The organism is Bacillus cereus group sp. Bce019 (genome assembly GCF_051781745.1).
Lineage (GTDB): Bacteria > Bacillota > Bacilli > Bacillales > Bacillaceae_G > Bacillus_A > Bacillus_A cereus.
In genome coordinates this window covers 44503-62050 of record NZ_JBPWJX010000001.1, presented here as the reverse complement: position 1 = coordinate 62050, position 17548 = coordinate 44503, and the positions used below count along the sequence as shown (strand labels likewise).

The following is a 17548-nucleotide window of genomic DNA, read 5'->3' as shown; positions in this document are numbered from 1 at the left end:
TATGTTAGCCTCCAAGCTTTTCTATAACTAATTGTTTCATTCTCTCGATATTTGGCGTGCGTCCTGTCCACATTTCAAATGCAAGTGCTCCTTGATAAACAAACATATCAATACCATTTTGAATGATTGCACCTTGCTCTTTTGCCTCACATAAAATTTTCGTTTCAAATGGATTATAAATTATATCTGATACAATCGTTCCTTTTTTTAACGAACAAATTTGTAATGGCGTATGTTCTACGTGTGGATGCATACCTATCGTTGTCGTCTGAATGATAATATCATAATTTCCTTGTTCTTCCGTCGCTTTTTCTAACGACAAAGCAACAGAATTAACATCGGCCGTACGTGCAGCAATAAGTTCCTTCGCCTTATCTACTGTACGATTGGCTACATCAATCTCTTTTACACCTACATCAGCAAGAGAAAAATAAATAGCTCGGCTAGCACCACCTGAACCAAGTAACAAAATACGTTTCCCTTGAAGTGGTTCATTACTAATTGACTGCAGCGCTCGAACAAAACCAATCCCGTCTGTGTTATAGCCAATTAATCTTCCATCCTTATGAACCACTGTATTTACTGCACCGATTTTCCTTGCCAATGGGTCAATCTCATCCAAATACTCCATAATAGCAACCTTGTGCGGAGTTGTTACATTAAATCCTGAAATACCTAATGCTTTTAAACCTCTTACTGCTTCCCCTAGCAATTCCTCTTCAACAAGGAACGCATGATAATGGGCATCCATATTCAAGTGTTCAAATGCATCGTTATGCATAACGGGTGATAATGAATGTCCAATTGGATTTCCGATTACACCATATAATTGTTTCATAAATCCCTCTCCATATTAAATTAAAGATTTACGTAGTGAAACACTTACTCCTTTTGGTACGTGTGCAACAATTTTTGCTCCTGGTTCGTTCACAGTAACCCATCCTAATCCAGAGAATACAACATCCGTTTTAGGTTCACGAATATTAAATTCGTATTTCACTAGCTCAGGCATATTTGCTAATTCTTCTGGCGTTGGTGGGCTTAGTAAATCCCCGGCATGATTTTTATATAATTCATCTGCTTTCTCAAGCTTTGTACGATGGATTGTTAAGCGATTCGAGAAGTGACAAGTAAATGCACGACGACCACCACTTACATAATCAAAACGTGCCAATCCACTAAAGAATAACGTTTGTTCTTCATTTAATTGGAATACCATCGGCTTAATTTCTTTTGTTGGTGTAATAAGCTTTAAGCTTTGCTTTCCAACATAATGAGCCATTTGGTGGTGGTTAATAATACCTGGCGTATCATATAAAGAAGACTCTTCATCCAATGGAATATCAATTAAATCAAGTGTTGTTCCTGGGAAATGAGATGTTGTAATTACATTTTCAGTCTCATCACTAAATTCTTTAATCATACGATTAATAAATGTCGATTTCCCTACATTCGTACATCCAACAACATAAACATCTTTGCCGCCGCGATAATACTCAATAGCATCTGCTAGTTCAGCGATTCCTTGTCCCTTCGCTGCACTAATTAAAAAGACATCTTCTGGTTTTAATCCTAGCTGCTTTGCACTATAGCGCATCCAATGTTTTACTTTATCATGTTTTACTGACTTTGGAATTAAATCAGCTTTATTTCCAACAAGTAATACTTTATTATTCCCTACGAAACGATGTAAGCCAGGTAACCAGCTACCATTAAAATCAAAAATATCTACAATTTTGACTACTAATGCATCTGATTTTCCAATTCCATTTAAAATGCGTAGGAAGTCATCATCTGTTAACGATACATCTTGAATTTCATTGTAATGCTTCAAGCGAAAACAACGTTGACAAATAACTTGTTCTTTCTCTAAAGATGAGGCAGGAGCATACCCCACTTCGTTTTTATTTTCTGTTTGAATTTCTACACCGCAACCAATACATTTAATTGTTTCAGTCAAACTTTATTCCTCCCAGTTAATTAAACCTTTTTTCTTCATATTTTTCATAATTCTTCGTTCAATTTTTCGATTAAAGCGCGTTACTAATCCGTCCGTTTGTGCTACCGGTACAACTAAAATTGTATGAAGGCCTACTCGGTTGCCACCAAGCACGTCCGTCAGTAACTGATCTCCAATTACTACAACTTCATCTGGCTGCAAACGCATCTCTTGTATCGCACGCTTAAATGCGCGAACAAATGGTTTACGTGCACTATGAATAAATGGAATACCTAATGGATCAGCAAAATCTTTTACACGTTGCTCATTATTATTTGAAACGACCGTTACTTGAATGCCTTGCTCTTTCATTTCCAAGAACCATTTTTCAAGTTGCGGTGTTGCATTGGGACGATCCCATTCAATTAAAGTGTTATCTAAGTCAGTAATAACGCCTTTAATCCCACGTTTTTTTAAATCTTCTGGTTGAACATGATATACATTTTTCACATATTCATTTGGTAAAAATAGTTTCAATTTCTTTCACCTCTTTGAGGATTTTTCATAAAATTTTTCGACAACATTTTTCGATATATAACCTGTGGATAAAATTGTACACATTTTCCACATTAATTTTTCAGTTAATTTGGAATTTACTAACAAACTATACACACTTTATCCACCTAGGTATGTGGATAACCACTCGTTTGTGACTGTCATATTTTTTTGGTACATTAAATGCATCAACGAATCAATCCTTATATTATTAGGAGGTGACTCACCTTGAAAACAAAACATATGGAACAGTTATCCACTGAGTTACTCACTGAGTCTTATTATAAAGCAAAAGAACTAAAATTAAATCCCGACTTCATTTTACTTATAAAACAAGAAATCATTAGACGCTCATTAGAGGACAAGCTTGTCAAATCATCTTGATTACATATAAAGTGAAAGTTTAATCAGCCCTTACCAATTAAACAGTTAAAGGATAATTTATTGGATGCCCTGTAAAAAGAGCCATCCTACGATGGCTCTCGAATAAACAAGTACTCCCATCTAGGGGATTTCATCATTAAGTATCTTTGCCCATAACTCTTACTTACGGTTATAAAAGCTTTTCTTTATTTATGAGCTAAGCGAGTAGCTATTTTTTCACCAAGACGAAGCTCTTGTCCACTCTTTAATTCCTGCACTACTTCTATCATATCTTTTTCAAACAATAACACAACTGTTGAACCAAATGTAAAGTATGCCATTTCTTCACCTTTTTGAACAGTGTCTCTCTCATGTAAAAGCTCAATACTATTAACAAACATGGCCCCTACTTTTACAAGAGCCATATGCTCGCCATCACTGCTTACTTCTGTAACAGAACGATAATTTTTTGACAGTGGTTCTTTCCCGTATTCCATACCAGCTGCATTTACCGGATATGATTTTCTACCGAGTACAAATCTTTCAGTCACAGAACCAGAAAGCGGACTATGAATGCGATGATAATGACTTGGACTCAAATAAATTACCATATATGTACCGCCTGCATATCGCGTTGCACGTTCTTCATTACCTAGCATATCCACAATTGAATAGCGCTTTCCTTTAATATAAAATGTTTTTGTATCCTCAATAGGACCATGATCTGCAAAAACACCATCAACAGGACTAACGATACTCGATGCATCTGTATCAATACTACGCTTTCCTTCTTTTAGCTTACGCGTAAATAATTCATGCAATGTTCTATATTCCTTCAAACCCTTTTCCATCTCATCTTGATTAATTTGAAAAACTTTCGCATACGATGGAATAATGATAGAGCTCAAACGAGATTGTGCAAATTTACGTAATATATAAGAAGTAAAGCGACCATTTGTAAGTTCTATCATAAGTCGATATAATGTACGTCGCAAATTGCGAAACCCCCTAATCAGTCTATAACTTTAGTTTTCCCTTCTTTTCTTTCTATATCATATGTAAAATTGGTTCTTATTCCCACATATCATATAAAGCAACCTTATTATACATACAGAAAACTAAGTATGGTATTATTCTTAAATTATTTAGCACCTTCTAATATTACAGATAGAATCCGTCATTTTCAACAGTGAACATGTATTTCTTCTTAGCATAACGCGTTTTCTTTTCTTATTTACAATAAGAAAAGCAGCCCATTTTAAATATGGCTGCTTCTAATACACTTTACTCTTTCGCTTTTTTCTCTTTCTCTGCCCTTACAAACTCGTGGAACATTTTCATTAAAGCACGCTTTTCAATCCGTGATACGTAGCTTCTAGAAATACCAAGCGCCTTAGCGATTTCCCGCTGTGTTTTCTCCTTATCTAGCCCAAGTCCAAAACGTTTCACAATCACTTCTTTTTCTCTTTCGTCTAAAATATCGATATACTCTTTAATTTTTTCTAACTCCATACTAAGCTGAATCATATCAATTACATCTTCAGACTCTGATTTTAATATATCAATAAGCGATATTTCATTGCCCTCTTTATCTTGCCCGATCGGATCATGAAGTGAAACATCTTTTTTCGTTTTCTTTAGTACACGTAAATGCATCAAAATTTCATTTTCAATACAGCGTGCTGCATACGTCGCAAGCTTCGTTCCCTTTCCAGCAGAATAGCTCTCGATCGCTTTAATGAGCCCGATCGTACCAATTGAAATTAAATCTTCTGCATCTTCTCCTGTGTTCTCAAATTTTTTAACGATATGAGCTACAAGCCGTAAATTATGTTCAATTAAAAGATTTCTCGCTTGAGCATCACCTTGCTCCATTAACTCTAAGTACTTTCTCTCATCATCTGATGATAACGGCTGCGGGAACGCATTATTCTTCACATAAGAAACAAAGACAAACACTTCTCGAACCATATATCCAATTGCGGCGAATAGACTCAAACCTTTCACCTCCGCCAAAATAGTGGTCTTTATTATGTGTATGTGGGCGTGAGGTTGTTTGTGTCTGTACAGTTTATTTATAAAACTCAACACTTCCAACATTTAAAATAATTTATTGTTATATTATAATTATATAAAATTGTTATTTATATATGAATATGCTATTAAAGGGGACATTATTCATGATTACATTAGAACGATTATTAAATGTAACAATTTATTTAGGAGTATTTTTACTTTTCATTTCGTTCATTACTTTTGTTATTAAAAGAGGGCCTGATTTATTATTTTTTCAATTTGGAATTTCTTTATTTTTTGGAGCTCAAATTATAACTGGAATAAAATTTTTTCATAACTATGGTTTCTTGTTTCACTCAAAACTAGAACTACTTATCTTTATTTTCTATGTAATTGGAATTATTACATGTATACTATTGTTCTTTCATTTTCAAAATCTGTATCGAATTTTTTTATTAATTTGTAGTTTTTTATTTTTAACTGGATCCAATTATTACTTTAAAGAAACATTAAATTTTAGTAAAAAAATTCCAAAGCAACATAAAACTTTTTTAAGTACACAAGAAGACTCTTTTCCAAAAGAAGTCCGTAAATTTTCAGAGGATTACAATAACATAATAAGGAATGACTTTTATGAAATACCGATGATTCCTACTGAATTACAGATTACAAGCAAAAAAGATTCTTCCCATAGTACATCTTTCTTAGTTGAACTTCATAATAGCGAGAATGAAATTACTGATGACTCTGTACAATTAACTCCATCAGACCGTTTTTATGTGCTGTTAAATACACAAAAAACAAAAATATCAAAAATAGTATATGAAGGGCAGAATTTTTTCACATTTACAGTCACACTAAAGGCTCTTAATTTACAGCAAGAACCAGAAATTCATAATATGTTTTTAGAAATAGATAAACGTAGAGCGATAAATCTTCTTAATTTTGAAATTAAAGCCCATACTAAAGAATGGAAAGTAATATTTAAAAGTGATAGTTCTCATTCCAATCTTCCTATCACATTTACTTTTGAAAAGCGAACAGGCAAATTATAAAAATAAAAAGAGTTATTTTCTTTGAAAAATAACTCTTTTTATTTTACTTACTCCAAATCTTTCTCCCAGTTTGGGCATCAATATAACGAATTTCCCGACTACAATCAAAAGGTTCTTTATGTTTTTCATCTGTCGTTTGTTTGTACAGTAGTTTGTATTTCGTTTCCTCTGCATCATGATCTACAAACCATTCTAATTTAACTCGGATAGCCGCTCTGTATATTTCTAACGCTTTTTCTTTTATTAATTTTGGTGTTGTTTCATATGTAAGTAATTTTTTTATAAAGTTGCTAGACTCCCCCGAGTAGTGCATAACAGCACCATTTTCTGCATTGATGTTGATCATAAATTAGTTATACTCTGCCGGAATATCATTTATATATACAGAAAAGATAAATCTTTCAATCCCATCTTCTGCTGCTTCACGTTCCTCCCAAAGACGCAGATATTGTTTGATATCTGGAATAACTCGTTCTAAAAATTGAAGTGCTTTTTGTAAACATTCCTCTCTAGACAGTATTTGCTTTACTTCTTTATCATCTGTCAGTTTTATAAAACCAGTTAATTCATTGGTTAATTTATCAATTGTAACGCTAACTAAATTATTATATTTCAACATCGGTAAATGCTTGTTAAAGAATTCATTCATTAAATACGGATTCTTTTCTTCTTTCTGTTTTTGTAATTCCTCTTTCGGAACAAATTTCATCCTTATTTCATCATCATTTTCCGTCTCAACTACTTTTGTAAAACCTTCTTTATTCCAGTCAAATAAATCGAATACATCATCTTGTTGGCTACCCCTTTTTTGTTTTCTAACAGCCACTGTTGGCGGTAATTTATAATGATCTGGTCCAAATAAATCTTTACCTGTACTTGCATCAATAAATACATGACTAGGTTCTGGTACATACACAAGGTGGTACCCTTTTACTTCTTCTCCATTTTCATATTTACATAAAGAATGTGTTAAATCTACAAATACAAGCCTCATATCTTGTTTAGCCTTTAAGTTGTCTAAAACGATATTCTCCTCAACAATCTCACTTGGCCATAACGGCTTTTCTTTTATGCTTTCTCGTCCGTTATAATGAAAATTCACAACATTCCCTGAAGGATGCACTTGCACCACACATCCTGTATCCGGTAATGGATATCCATTTACTTCTTGCATATAATTTATTTCTTTCCAGCCACGCCAATCATCCTGGATAGTTACATATGTATAAAACTCTAATCCTTCTTCCACATGTTTTTTTATAAATACATTTGCAATCTCTCTTACCCTATTCTCCTCTATAACTTCCTTATCACTCGAAAAATAATTTCCATCATCTATCCTAAATTCAATTAAATTACCAGTATGTCTATTCAATGTAATTTGTATCGTTCTCTCCTGATCCTCTTTATGCTCCCACCATAATAGATGATACGGGTCATCAACCCCTTCTTGATCATCTACAACAAGACTATATTCATCTGGAATGTTAATAATATGAGCCACTCGCTCTTTTCTTTCTTTATCTTTTTGATTCATCATACCGCTTCCTTTATTACATTTTAAGGTAATTATAACAAAGAAAACTAAAACTTATTAACAAAAAAAGACTAGAGATATCTCTAGTCTTTTACTTTGTCTCACGATGTAACGTTACTCGCTTTAATCGTGGACAATATTTTTTTAGTTCGATGCGTTCTGGATTGTTTCGTTTATTTTTCTTAGAAATGTAATTACGATCGCCGCACTCCGTACAAGCTAATGTAATATTTACACGCATATTTAATTCTCCTTTCTTTCAAAGATCGCAACTAAAACGTAATGATTACGATTTATATATTATAAAACTTCATTCTATTTGTCAATTGCAAAAACAAGAAGATTCTATTTAGAATCCCCTTGTTTTTATAGTTAAATAAATTTTATTAAAACGATTCGTATGTAACAAACTCACTAATTGGCTTTCGATATCCTCTTGGACGAACTTTAGTCGTATCACTTTTCCCTATCGTAATCATTAAAACAGGTATTACATGCTCTGGCATATTTAATTCACTTTGTACTGCTTTTTCATCGAAACCAATCATTGGACATGTATCATAGCCATAATATTTAGCTGCGTACATAAAAGTCATCGCGCTTAACGAAGCATTTCTAATCGCTTCATCCTCCATGAAACGCTCTCCTTTTCCTTCATATAAACCTTTCGTTTGCCTAATTGTATCTTCATATTCACATTCATCAATCATTTTTAAAACTTTCATACCGAAGTAAATATTTTCAACATTTTGGTATGCTTTTTTATCACCACAAACGAGCACTACCGCTGATGCACTCGATACTTTATATTGACCGAAAGCTAATTCTTTTAATCTTTCTTTTCGCTCTTGATCACGAATTACAACATAATGTGTGTGCTGCAAATTATAGCAAGATGGAGAAAGCTTAGTTAACTCAAATATTTTTTTAAAATCCTCATTAGGGATTTCTATACCTTGTATAAATTTCATTGCAGAACGTCTAGCAATTGCTAATTCTTCAAAGTTCACCATATATCCTCCTCAATAACTATAAATTCAAATATACATTAATTTATACAAATAGATAAATCAAATAAAAACACTTTAAATCCGAATAATAATTATGATTAACAGCAAAAAAGACAAAAAGCTGAAACAATTAGTTCATACGAAATTCACACGAATCTATTACTATAGAAACTGTACATAGTGAACTTATTAACAATCACGTTTATTTATATAAAATCTTACTCGAAAGGAGTTGAAAGTATGAAAACTAAATATCGCTTTATGATCTCATCATTTGCTGCTTGCGCTTATATGATTTGGTATTTAGTATAATAACGACCTCACTTGCAAATAGGAAAAGGTGTGTATATAAATGGAATATAATCAATCAACAGTTAACTACTGGAAAGCTTTTGTATTACCATATACATTTGCTTTAGAAGAGTTAAAAACTAAATTTGAAATTATGAACCGGGAAGCTCAATTTCTAGAGGATTACAACCCGTTTGAACATATAAAAACAAGACTAAAACAACCTGAAAGTATTATTAAAAAACTAGAGCGCAAAAGCTTATTACCAACAGTTGAAAACGCTCAAACACATTTACAAGATATTATTGGTATTCGTATTACATGTTGCTTCGTAGAAGATATCTATCATTTGAAAGAAGTCATTCAAAAACGCGAAGATATGGAAGTCATAGAAGTAAAAGATTATATCGCTAACCCAAAACGAAACGGATATAAAAGTTTACACATGATTATTAAATACCCTTTATCACTAAATTCTGGTACAAAAGATGTATTTGCAGAAATTCAGTTACGTACACTAGCAATGGACTTTTGGGCAAGTTTAGAACACAAACTTTATTATAAATATGAAGGGAAAATACCGGAGTATTTAAAAGATGAACTACATGATGCAGCAATGAAAGCTGAAGATCTTGATAATAAAATGGCCACAATCCGTCAAGATATTGATGATATTGAGGCATGCTCAAATCAAATTATGCTACCACTATAAAAAAAGGTTCTCGCCAATGAGAACCTTTTTTCTACCATTTTGGGAAGTACCACTCCTACACTTATTAAAGTTTCACGTTATTTTTTCTCTATTGTTCGAACCTCTTCAATCTTCCATTTATCCTCTTCTTTTCCAAGGGCATACTGTACTTTCTTTTGAAGAGTGATACTGTCGTCTACTTCCTTTTCTTTCGTTTCAACAATAACATACCCTACTTTACTAACTTTCATATCTATATGTTCCAATTCAATTTTCTTATTTCCCTTTTGAAATGCGGCTTCTTTTTGTGTTTTTAAGTCTTCAGCACTAGGCATCTTCTTTGAAAATAACTCCATATGTTCTGCAAGATTTTTTTCATTCGTCGTTCGCACAAATGTATGAATAACATCTTGAATAGATCTCTCTTCTTCTTTTGTTATTTGTACCTTTTCCTCAGTTTTTTTAGTAGTAGATTTTTGTTCTACATTATTCTCTTCTTGTTGACATCCAACTAGTAATACTACAAATACTAAAAGGAATCTTAATTTCCTAAATAACTTTTTCATATTCCCAACTCCTAAAAAGAAAAGTGAGGCATTTCGCCTCACTTTCGCTCTTAATTAGCGTCTTCCTTTATTCGGATCGCCGCCGCCAACAATATCAAAGACACGTTTCGCTATATTTGTATTCTCTTGAACGCCAGAGAACAAGTATTTACCTGGACCAAATGCATATACGTTCACATCTTCCCCTGTATGTCCACCCGTTGTCCAGCCTGTAACCGAGCGCTTATTGAAAATATCTTCAATTGCATTATCAATCTTTGTTACATCTTTTGAAGGAGCTATATCATTTACAGCTTGAATTTCTTCTGGAGTTAATTGTAAATCAATATACTTTTTCAATGTTTCTTCTACATTTGCACCTTTTGCAATCTCATTTGCCATAAAGTCTGGTGTACGCTTTGCAGCTTTAATTGGATCTACTTTAAAGTTATACTCGCCATTGGCACCTAAAGATAATCCACCAGTAGCGTGATCTGCCGTTGCAACAACTAACGTATTTTTATCTTTTTTCGCAAACTCAATCGCTGCTTTGAAAGCTTTTTCGAAGTCTTCCATTTCACTCATTGCACCAACAATATCATTATCATGTCCAGCCCAGTCGATTTGACTTCCTTCCACCATTAAGAAGAAACCATTTTTATTTTTGTTCAAACGCTCAATTGCTGCATTAGTCATTTCTTCTAATGAAGGTGTTTTCTCATTACGGTCAATCATTTTATCTAATCCACCTGGTGCAAATAAACCAAGAATTTGATCATTTTTATCATTTAACAATTGATCTCGATCCGTTACATAGCTATAACCAGATTTCTTGAACTCTTCTGTAAGATTACGATCTTTTCTAACAAAGTTCTTTACGCCGCCGCCAAGCATAACATCTACTTTATGCTTCCCTTTAATTTTCTCATCAAAATAATCATTTGCAATTGCGTCCATATTTTTACGGCTAATGTCATGCGCACCGAAAGCAGCTGGTGTTGCATGTGTAATTTCAGAAGTTGCAACGAGTCCCGTTGATTTCCCTTTTTCTTTCGCTTGCTCAAGAACTGTTTTCACTTCCGCTTTATCATTATCAACTGCAATTGCAGCATTATATGTTTTAATCCCTGCTGACATAGCTGTTGCTGCCGATGCAGAGTCTGTAATATTTTCATGTTCATCTTCTGGGTATGTTTTTTGTGTTCCTACAAGATGCTTATCAAATTCTGTAGATTCCATTTCAAAGGTTTTTGGATTATCTTTCATATAACGGTGAGCCGTCATATATGAAGGGCCCATACCATCCCCAATTAATACGATAACATTTTTAATCTTTGCATTGCTTCCGTTCTCATCTGCATTAACCTCACTAGAACGAGTAAAATTCCATGTTGCTACCGAAGTAACTGCTAATGATGCCACAACTGCAAATGGCCATGCTTTTTTCACAAACTTTTTCACTGTCTTGTCCCCCTAATTAGGTTATTCATTTCCCACTATCAAATTTAATGGAAGACTATTAAGAGAAAATTAGCTGTATGTAAATTTTTTGTTAACTTATGTAAATATCAGTTATAATTTGTATAACTTTGTCTTTTTGTATCAATCATCCCGCCCTTTACAATTTAAATATAAACAAGTTGGATTTCATTTAACGTAAATCTCTTTTTTTACATTTTGACTCTATTTTTATGAAAATAAATAGAAATGCGGTGAGCCTTTATGAAAATAGTAAAGCTAAATGAGTCTTTTATTTTTGAATTACTTAATCTTTGCAAATCTGTTGGATGGTTACACGATGAAATTTTTATGAAAAAACAATTCGAAATGTATCTTTCTATCGGCACACTTGTAGGTTACATTCATGAAAACAAACTCATTGCGACTGGAGGAGTATTTCCCTTTCCAAGTAACTTCGCTTCCATTGGTATGTTAATCGTTCACCCTAATTTTCAAGGACGCGGATTAGGGCGCATGTTGCTAAATCATTGCTTGGAACAAATTCATCCAAAACAACCCATTGCACTTATTGCGACAAAAGCTGGCGAACCTCTATACACATCATGTGGATTTCAAACAGCAACAACGATTCATCGTTTTGAAAAGCAGACTATTAAGACGTATCCTTCTCACTTACAACAAGTACAAGAAGAAGACCTTATATCTCTTACTTCTCTGGATCAAATTGCAACTGGTATGAATCGTTCTCTACTTTACTCTTTGCTATTACCAAGGGCCGTATACTCTTTTAAAATTGAAAGAAATAACTGTATAGAAGCTTTTTCATTATGCATACAAAAGGGCAATATATTATGTATCAATCCACTTATCGCCAAGCAAGAAGAAGATGCTATCCAATTATTAAAAAAGATATGTGAATGTTGGAATGGTATAGTACGAATTGATGTTCCACACTCACAATTTACATTTCGTCAATTTCTTCAAACAGAAAATTTCCAAGAAACGCTCCTGTCACCTCTTATGATAAAAAATGGTAGCCAACTTCCTGGAAATCGTAATATGCTATTTGCTATGATAGATACAGCGTTATGTTAGAAAGGAGACACCTAATTGAAGCGATTTAGCTATTTTATGGGAGGTTGTCTTACTCTTACACTATTAGTAGGATGTAGTGCAGCAGAAAAGCCAGTAGAACAAGTAAAACAAGTTAAAAATACAATGACAGCGAAACTAGCTACCGAGGAAAAAATGGTAGAAATAGATGGTCAAACCATTTACTTTAAAAAGATTGGTAATGAAAAACCACCTTTACTTATGATTCATGGCTTTGGAGGGTCATCAGATGGTTTTCAAAAGATTTACTCCGATTTAGCAAAAGATCATACAATTATTTCTGTAGATGCTTTAGGATTCGGGCGCTCATCTAAGCCAATGGATTTTTATTATTCTTTTCCAACTCATGCAAATTTGTATTATAAATTAATGAAAAAACTAGGGTATGATTCATTCGCAATACTGGGGCATTCCATGGGGGGAGAAATTTCTCTAAATTTAACATATTTATATCCTGAAGCAGTTACTCACCTTATTTTAACTGATGCTACAGGTGGCCCTCATACATTCGTTAATAAACAAGGCTCACCAAAACCACAATTGTCGACTGATTTAAATGCCGTTTCTTCTATTACAGATTATGATGAAAGCAAAGTGAAATTCAAACGTAATGATGAAGAGCATTATAATAAAATGAAATTATGGCCTAGACGTCTTAAAATTAATGCAAATGAAATAAAACAGCCAACTTTAATTATATGGGGCAGAAATGATAGTAGCGTTTCCTGGAAAGAAGGAGAAACGTATCATCAATTCTTAAAAAATAGCACTTTACATATTATTGAAAAAGGTTATCATGCACCATTTCGCCAAGAACCACAAGAATTTGTCGGGTATGTAAAAGATTTCTTTAAGAACAATCCGATTAAAGTTGAAAAATAACATAAACGGGTATCTCAAAATGAGATACCCGTTTTCATATATTAAGCAGCTTGCTTTTGACGTTTTGGAGTTTTTGATCCTAATACTTTCGGGATAACGAAGCCATCCATTCCAAATTTCCCAGCGTTCATACCGGAAACAAGAACAAACATAGATAAGATAACCATCTCAGGGTTCACACCAATTGACCCACTAAACATATAGGAAAAGTTCATTACAAGACCAAAAAAGACCGCTGTTTTTGTTAAACAGCCTACAATTAAACCAATTCCGACTAAAATTTCTCCCCATGTTACAAGTGTATTAAACAAATCTACATTTGGAATTGCAAATTCTTGTAAGAATGATGCCCACCAAGATTGAACAGCCGGTTGTGCACCTTTAGATTTTTCAATTGCCCCTTGCAAATAACCTGTTGCATCGAATCCTTTTCCTTGTAGTTTACCGATTCCAGCCATTAACCATGTGTAACCAAGATATACTCGAATTACTGCTAATGCAAAAGAAACTGCTTTGTTTTCTCTTAAAAATTGAATAACCATATCTTCCTCCTAAAGTTGTAATTAAGTTAGTTACAGATAATATAATAACATTAGTTACTTATTTTTCAAACGTTAATTATGAATAATCTGTGACATGCGTATGAAACATTAAAAACTAACGTTTATATAGTAACTTTTATTACCTGTAAAAACTTGAACATATCATACCACAAGTGATAACCATTTTCATTGAAAAAAATGTAAAAAAAATGTGAGTTAAATGTGAAACACGTTTATTCGAATATAGAATAAACGTGTTTCACACTAATTATAGAATCGAAATGTATGTGTCTCCTCATCAATTAAACTCGCTTCTTGAAAGGCTTCTTCTAACGTTTTCCCATGGTTAATAACCCCATAAAATAAGCGTATAGTAAACATAAGTGCTGCATTTCCATCTACATAATCAATCGATCCAATATATGATTTCGCACCACTATGTAAAAAAGATTTTGCTAGATTTTGCTCCCCTAACGTGCACCCGCTATTTACAATATGTGTATTATGCAATTTTGCATATTTATAAATTTCTTCTGTACCAAAATACCCTCTCGGTTCATCTTGTTCATATACTTCTTCGCCTAACTCTTCCATGACAAACTTCCCTTCTTCACCATGAAAGCAAAAAATAATATAATTAATATCGTTAAATAAGTTCTTTCCAGAAAGAACTTCCACAAAATCTTTCGGTCTACCAATCCAATATGTCACAACCCTTGCACCAAAATATTCAAGAGATGCTCGGATTGATTGCGCCTCTAAATCCGAATTAAAACCAACTACTAGTGCAACATTCAACATACACCCACCATCCTATAATTAGATCTCCTCAATCAAAATTTTAAGGGATACATCCATTTCATATATACCCGTTTCTTGCAAAAAATCAGATCTAGTTAAAACGACTTTCTGTAAATATTGCCTATATGCTGTAATTGTACCGTCGTGAGATACAATGCAAATTCTTTCAGCGCCTAGCTCACAACACCAAAGAAGAAATTCATCTACGATTTGCTGAAAACGATTCTCTGAAATAGTATTTATACCTTCCGTCCATAGCTGTTTATTTGTACTTTTCTCTATCGAAAAATGTGGAAGTAAATTTGTTATTACCCCCTGATCTACTATGTGGTCACATGGTAATGTTTTTGCTCCTTCTCGATAAGGAAAAATACGTGGGGATGCATATGGATGGACGATTTTTTGACAAGCTACTTTCTCACTCCATATCGCTGCCGTTTGTAAAGTTCTAAGTGTAGGGCTAGCGATTAATATATCCGTTTCCTGTAATGGTACATCACGTTGAAGTAATTTAGCTTGAGCCTTTCCTACTCTCGTCAATGGTGGGTCAAACACTTGTAAACTTTCTGGTAAATCCGTTGTATGTTCACCTTCACCATGCCGAACAAAAACGATTTTCATATTCAGTCTCCTCTTACTATAAAATCCTCACACATATTTCTTCCCTATTGCATTCTTTATTCCTGCTGTATAAAAACCGATATGTAAAAAATGTTTGACACGAAGGTTTGTAAAATATTACAATATTACATGTAAAATACTTTTTACACCGAAAGGAGAATTACATATATGAAATGGATAATTGTCTTTATTGGAATGATTATATGGGGATATATAAACGGCTTCTTTAGTAGTGATAAAACTGCTAATCCTTGGATTACAGATGATGAACGTGAAACAAAAATTAAACAAAAAGCAATTACGGCAAGCTGGTCCGGTGTTTTTATGTTTTGTACCATTAGCCTCTTAAATAAATGGTTAGGTTTAAGCACAAATGATAAATCACCGTACTTACCAGACCCTATCGCAGCTATTTTAAAGGCAAATGTAGAGTTACAAGTTTTACTCATGCTATTTGTTATGTATGGAATATTTTACTTACATTATCGAAGAAAATTAAGTGCCTAACTTCTAACTCATGATTATCCTCCTAAATGGTTATAGTAATCATGACAAAATGAAAGGAGAGATATAAACATGAGTAACTCGAATGAATTTTTAGATACACTACATGAAAAACAAGCAAAAGATGAACAAAATAGAAAGCGCCAAGGGAACGGAAACCCAGCGAAAAAAAAGCCAAATAAAACACATAAATAACAGTAAAAACTGCCTAAAACGATCTTTTAGGCAGTTTTTTATTCTTCTTTCACCGAGATAACATTTTCCCAATTCCATTTCTCATAATACCACTCTGGTATATCTACATTTTTAATCCACTTTTTTTCATGTTTTCCATCACTATGAGCTATCCATATATTAGCTTTCTTACGATCTGAACGTATCCATATTAATTGATTGCTCTTCTTCATGAAAATTGGATGATAATCGCCTTGCTTATTAGATGACTTTGTAATTTGATATTGTTTATCGCTTGTGCTATTTATCTCATATAAAGATGGGAATGGCCTTTTTTCTGGCAGAGTTTCAAACCCTCCCTCTTTTGCTCGTGAAACGATAATTACGTTATCATTCTTCCATGTAAAATCCCAATCGACATATCCTTTCGGTGTAAATGTGTTCTGCTGAAGTGCTGGCAATTCTTTTACTTTCAAATGTTTATTCTCTAATGCAACTCTCCCGCTTCCTTCAATATAGGCCAATATATTGTTGGCTGGCGCCCATTTGAACCATTGTGTGTTTAATAACATTTGATCTACCTTTTCAAAACGACTACCATCTGCACGAACTAAGCAAAGCGTATTGCTATCAGCTGACCATGAAGCTGTCGGTACTGCTAAAAATGAAATCCACTTTTGATCTGGCGACCACTGAAAGCCACTTGCAACTAATGCTAGGAAATCATCATGTTCATTTGGTAATGCATACAAATGCTTCATTTTGTGAGGATTCATATGTGCATCTTTTTGCACTTCATATAGCTGAGCCCCTGTCCATCCTGTTGGAAGTAAGTGTGCTTCAGAGGATACAAAAAACTTCTTTCCATCAGGATACCATGCATAATCTCCTACACCAGCCGATACATTTTCAAAATCTGCATTCTTTTTTTCTACATCAAATGTATGTAATGTACCTGTAAATATAAATGCAATTATATTTTCTGTTGGTGACCATTGATAATTCGATGCTTCTGAGTGAAACGGCGTAACTTTCTTTCCATCTTTCAACCGATATAACTCAAGAATACTTTGTTTCTTCCCTTTTACATACGCTAGCCACTCCCCATCATATGACCACTTCGGCCCTGTTATGTACTCTCCTTTTGTAATCTGTATTTCTTTCCCATCAACTTTAATCCAAAGATTATGATGACGAATAAAAGCAACTTTCACACTATTATTTTCTGCACTAGTAATAGTGATAGAACATAAAAACATAAACAACACTACACTACTACTTACTATTAGCCTTTTCATACCATCACTCCATTTCCCTCATAGCATTCCTCACTTTCTTCCTACAATATGTGAAAAATATCGATTCGACATAATCAGAAAAAATTTCCCAAGAAATTTTCAATTCATAGAGGATTGGTATGAATTATGTCGAAAGTATAGTTTAGCCAA

The 17548-nt window shown here is 33.5% G+C and carries 20 protein-coding genes and 1 pseudogene; 7 read left to right on the top strand and 14 right to left on the bottom strand.

What is annotated here, in order from left to right; all coding sequences use genetic code 11:
* Positions 1-4: 4 nt before the first annotated feature.
* From aroE to ACS2QP_RS00320, 3 genes are read right to left on the bottom strand one after another with little or no spacing between them, the layout of a single operon-like run.
* Positions 5-838: a shikimate dehydrogenase gene (gene aroE, locus ACS2QP_RS00330; protein WP_000812076.1), complete on the bottom strand. Its 834-nt coding sequence runs from the start codon at positions 836-838 to the stop codon at positions 5-7.
* A 15-nt stretch (positions 839-853) separates the two neighbouring features.
* Positions 854-1960, bottom strand: coding sequence for a ribosome biogenesis GTPase YqeH (yqeH, locus tag ACS2QP_RS00325; RefSeq protein WP_000140799.1), 1107 nt, complete (start codon positions 1958-1960; stop codon positions 854-856).
* Between the two features lie 3 nt (positions 1961-1963).
* Positions 1964-2476 (bottom strand): YqeG family HAD IIIA-type phosphatase, encoded by a 513-nt coding sequence (locus tag ACS2QP_RS00320; protein WP_000765314.1) that lies wholly within the window; start codon positions 2474-2476, stop codon positions 1964-1966.
* Positions 2477-2722: 246 nt separating this feature from the next.
* Between ACS2QP_RS00320 and ACS2QP_RS00315 the strand changes: the two genes are divergently transcribed.
* On the top strand, positions 2723-2878 hold the full coding sequence (locus ACS2QP_RS00315; RefSeq protein ID WP_000850094.1) for a sporulation histidine kinase inhibitor Sda: 156 nt from the start codon (positions 2723-2725) through the stop codon (positions 2876-2878).
* Between the two features lie 185 nt (positions 2879-3063).
* On the opposite strand, the gene ACS2QP_RS00310 is transcribed toward ACS2QP_RS00315, so the two are convergent.
* Together ACS2QP_RS00310 and sigK are read right to left on the bottom strand one after the other, a co-directional pair.
* On the bottom strand, positions 3064-3852 hold the full coding sequence (locus ACS2QP_RS00310; RefSeq protein ID WP_017673520.1) for a phosphatidylserine decarboxylase: 789 nt from the start codon (positions 3850-3852) through the stop codon (positions 3064-3066).
* Positions 3853-4141: 289 nt separating this feature from the next.
* The gene (gene sigK / locus ACS2QP_RS00305) at positions 4142-4855 is read right to left on the bottom strand and encodes an RNA polymerase sporulation sigma factor SigK (protein ID WP_000051382.1); all 714 of its coding nucleotides are present in this window, start codon (positions 4853-4855) and stop codon (positions 4142-4144) included.
* 152 nt (positions 4856-5007) lie between these two features.
* Between sigK and ACS2QP_RS00300 the strand changes: the two genes are divergently transcribed.
* Positions 5008-5928: a hypothetical protein gene (locus ACS2QP_RS00300; protein WP_438882078.1), complete on the top strand. Its 921-nt coding sequence runs from the start codon at positions 5008-5010 to the stop codon at positions 5926-5928.
* Between the two features lie 43 nt (positions 5929-5971).
* On the opposite strand, the pseudogene ACS2QP_RS00295 reads toward ACS2QP_RS00300, so the two are convergent.
* The 3 genes and pseudogenes from ACS2QP_RS00295 to ACS2QP_RS00285 all read right to left on the bottom strand — a co-directional run bounded on the left by ACS2QP_RS00295 (position 5972) and on the right by ACS2QP_RS00285 (position 8478).
* Positions 5972-7468: pseudogene (locus tag ACS2QP_RS00295) on the bottom strand (YcdB/YcdC domain-containing protein).
* A gap of 88 nt (positions 7469-7556) precedes the next feature.
* On the bottom strand, positions 7557-7706 hold the full coding sequence (rpmG, locus tag ACS2QP_RS00290) for a 50S ribosomal protein L33 (RefSeq protein ID WP_001265617.1): 150 nt from the start codon (positions 7704-7706) through the stop codon (positions 7557-7559).
* 145 nt (positions 7707-7851) lie between these two features.
* Positions 7852-8478 (bottom strand): nitroreductase family protein, encoded by a 627-nt coding sequence (locus tag ACS2QP_RS00285; RefSeq protein WP_048656873.1) that lies wholly within the window; start codon positions 8476-8478, stop codon positions 7852-7854.
* Positions 8479-8827: 349 nt separating this feature from the next.
* Here ACS2QP_RS00285 and ACS2QP_RS00280 point away from each other — a divergent pair, with 349 nt between their 5' ends.
* Entirely contained in the window at positions 8828-9478 is a 651-nt protein-coding gene (locus ACS2QP_RS00280; RefSeq protein ID WP_000456230.1) for a GTP pyrophosphokinase, read from the top strand.
* Positions 9479-9555: 77 nt separating this feature from the next.
* On the opposite strand, the gene ACS2QP_RS00275 is transcribed toward ACS2QP_RS00280, so the two are convergent.
* Both ACS2QP_RS00275 and ACS2QP_RS00270 read right to left on the bottom strand, forming a co-directional pair.
* Complete coding sequence (locus ACS2QP_RS00275; RefSeq protein WP_000732796.1) at positions 9556-10023, bottom strand: hypothetical protein; 468 nt, start codon at positions 10021-10023, stop codon at positions 9556-9558.
* A gap of 54 nt (positions 10024-10077) precedes the next feature.
* Complete coding sequence (locus tag ACS2QP_RS00270) at positions 10078-11463, bottom strand: alkaline phosphatase (RefSeq protein WP_000714912.1); 1386 nt, start codon at positions 11461-11463, stop codon at positions 10078-10080.
* Between the two features lie 261 nt (positions 11464-11724).
* Here ACS2QP_RS00270 and ACS2QP_RS00265 point away from each other — a divergent pair, with 261 nt between their 5' ends.
* Both ACS2QP_RS00265 and ACS2QP_RS00260 read left to right on the top strand, forming a co-directional pair.
* Positions 11725-12558, top strand: a complete 834-nt coding sequence (locus ACS2QP_RS00265) for a GNAT family N-acetyltransferase (protein ID WP_000706687.1) — start codon at positions 11725-11727, stop codon at positions 12556-12558.
* Between the two features lie 15 nt (positions 12559-12573).
* Positions 12574-13458: an alpha/beta fold hydrolase gene (locus tag ACS2QP_RS00260; protein ID WP_326263141.1), complete on the top strand. Its 885-nt coding sequence runs from the start codon at positions 12574-12576 to the stop codon at positions 13456-13458.
* Between the two features lie 41 nt (positions 13459-13499).
* On the opposite strand, the gene ACS2QP_RS00255 is transcribed toward ACS2QP_RS00260, so the two are convergent.
* From ACS2QP_RS00255 to ACS2QP_RS00245, 3 genes are all read right to left on the bottom strand, one after another.
* Positions 13500-14000 (bottom strand): DoxX family protein, encoded by a 501-nt coding sequence (locus tag ACS2QP_RS00255; protein WP_000236592.1) that lies wholly within the window; start codon positions 13998-14000, stop codon positions 13500-13502.
* 264 nt (positions 14001-14264) lie between these two features.
* Complete coding sequence (locus ACS2QP_RS00250; RefSeq protein ID WP_000935633.1) at positions 14265-14801, bottom strand: hypothetical protein; 537 nt, start codon at positions 14799-14801, stop codon at positions 14265-14267.
* Positions 14802-14819: 18 nt separating this feature from the next.
* Positions 14820-15422, bottom strand: coding sequence for a histidine phosphatase family protein (locus tag ACS2QP_RS00245; RefSeq protein ID WP_332284044.1), 603 nt, complete (start codon positions 15420-15422; stop codon positions 14820-14822).
* A gap of 168 nt (positions 15423-15590) precedes the next feature.
* Between ACS2QP_RS00245 and ACS2QP_RS00240 the strand changes: the two genes are divergently transcribed.
* Complete coding sequence (locus ACS2QP_RS00240) at positions 15591-15929, top strand: hypothetical protein (RefSeq protein WP_053563627.1); 339 nt, start codon at positions 15591-15593, stop codon at positions 15927-15929.
* A 69-nt stretch (positions 15930-15998) separates the two neighbouring features.
* On the top strand, positions 15999-16121 hold the full coding sequence (locus ACS2QP_RS00235; protein WP_000071866.1) for a DUF4023 domain-containing protein: 123 nt from the start codon (positions 15999-16001) through the stop codon (positions 16119-16121).
* Positions 16122-16159: 38 nt separating this feature from the next.
* On the opposite strand, the gene ACS2QP_RS00230 is transcribed toward ACS2QP_RS00235, so the two are convergent.
* Positions 16160-17398: an eIF2A-related protein gene (locus ACS2QP_RS00230; protein ID WP_119683944.1), complete on the bottom strand. Its 1239-nt coding sequence runs from the start codon at positions 17396-17398 to the stop codon at positions 16160-16162.
* Positions 17399-17548 lie beyond the last annotated feature (150 nt).

What these genes read in the sequence shown, in the direction of transcription:
- aroE (WP_000812076.1), bottom strand. Translation starts at nt 838, where the DNA reads ATGAAACAATTATATGGTGTAATCGGAAATCCAATTGGACATTCATTA.
- ACS2QP_RS00300 (WP_438882078.1), top strand. Translation starts at nt 5,008, where the DNA reads ATGAATATGCTATTAAAGGGGACATTATTCATGATTACATTAGAACGA.
- rpmG (WP_001265617.1), bottom strand. Translation starts at nt 7,706, where the DNA reads ATGCGTGTAAATATTACATTAGCTTGTACGGAGTGCGGCGATCGTAAT.
- ACS2QP_RS00285 (WP_048656873.1), bottom strand. Translation starts at nt 8,478, where the DNA reads ATGGTGAACTTTGAAGAATTAGCAATTGCTAGACGTTCTGCAATGAAA.
- ACS2QP_RS00280 (WP_000456230.1), top strand. Translation starts at nt 8,828, where the DNA reads ATGGAATATAATCAATCAACAGTTAACTACTGGAAAGCTTTTGTATTA.
- ACS2QP_RS00275 (WP_000732796.1), bottom strand. Translation starts at nt 10,023, where the DNA reads ATGAAAAAGTTATTTAGGAAATTAAGATTCCTTTTAGTATTTGTAGTA.
- ACS2QP_RS00265 (WP_000706687.1), top strand. Translation starts at nt 11,725, where the DNA reads ATGAAAATAGTAAAGCTAAATGAGTCTTTTATTTTTGAATTACTTAAT.
- ACS2QP_RS00255 (WP_000236592.1), bottom strand. Translation starts at nt 14,000, where the DNA reads ATGGTTATTCAATTTTTAAGAGAAAACAAAGCAGTTTCTTTTGCATTA.
- ACS2QP_RS00250 (WP_000935633.1), bottom strand. Translation starts at nt 14,801, where the DNA reads ATGTTGAATGTTGCACTAGTAGTTGGTTTTAATTCGGATTTAGAGGCG.
- ACS2QP_RS00245 (WP_332284044.1), bottom strand. Translation starts at nt 15,422, where the DNA reads ATGAAAATCGTTTTTGTTCGGCATGGTGAAGGTGAACATACAACGGAT.
- ACS2QP_RS00240 (WP_053563627.1), top strand. Translation starts at nt 15,591, where the DNA reads ATGAAATGGATAATTGTCTTTATTGGAATGATTATATGGGGATATATA.
- ACS2QP_RS00235 (WP_000071866.1), top strand. Translation starts at nt 15,999, where the DNA reads ATGAGTAACTCGAATGAATTTTTAGATACACTACATGAAAAACAAGCA.
- ACS2QP_RS00230 (WP_119683944.1), bottom strand. Translation starts at nt 17,398, where the DNA reads ATGAAAAGGCTAATAGTAAGTAGTAGTGTAGTGTTGTTTATGTTTTTA.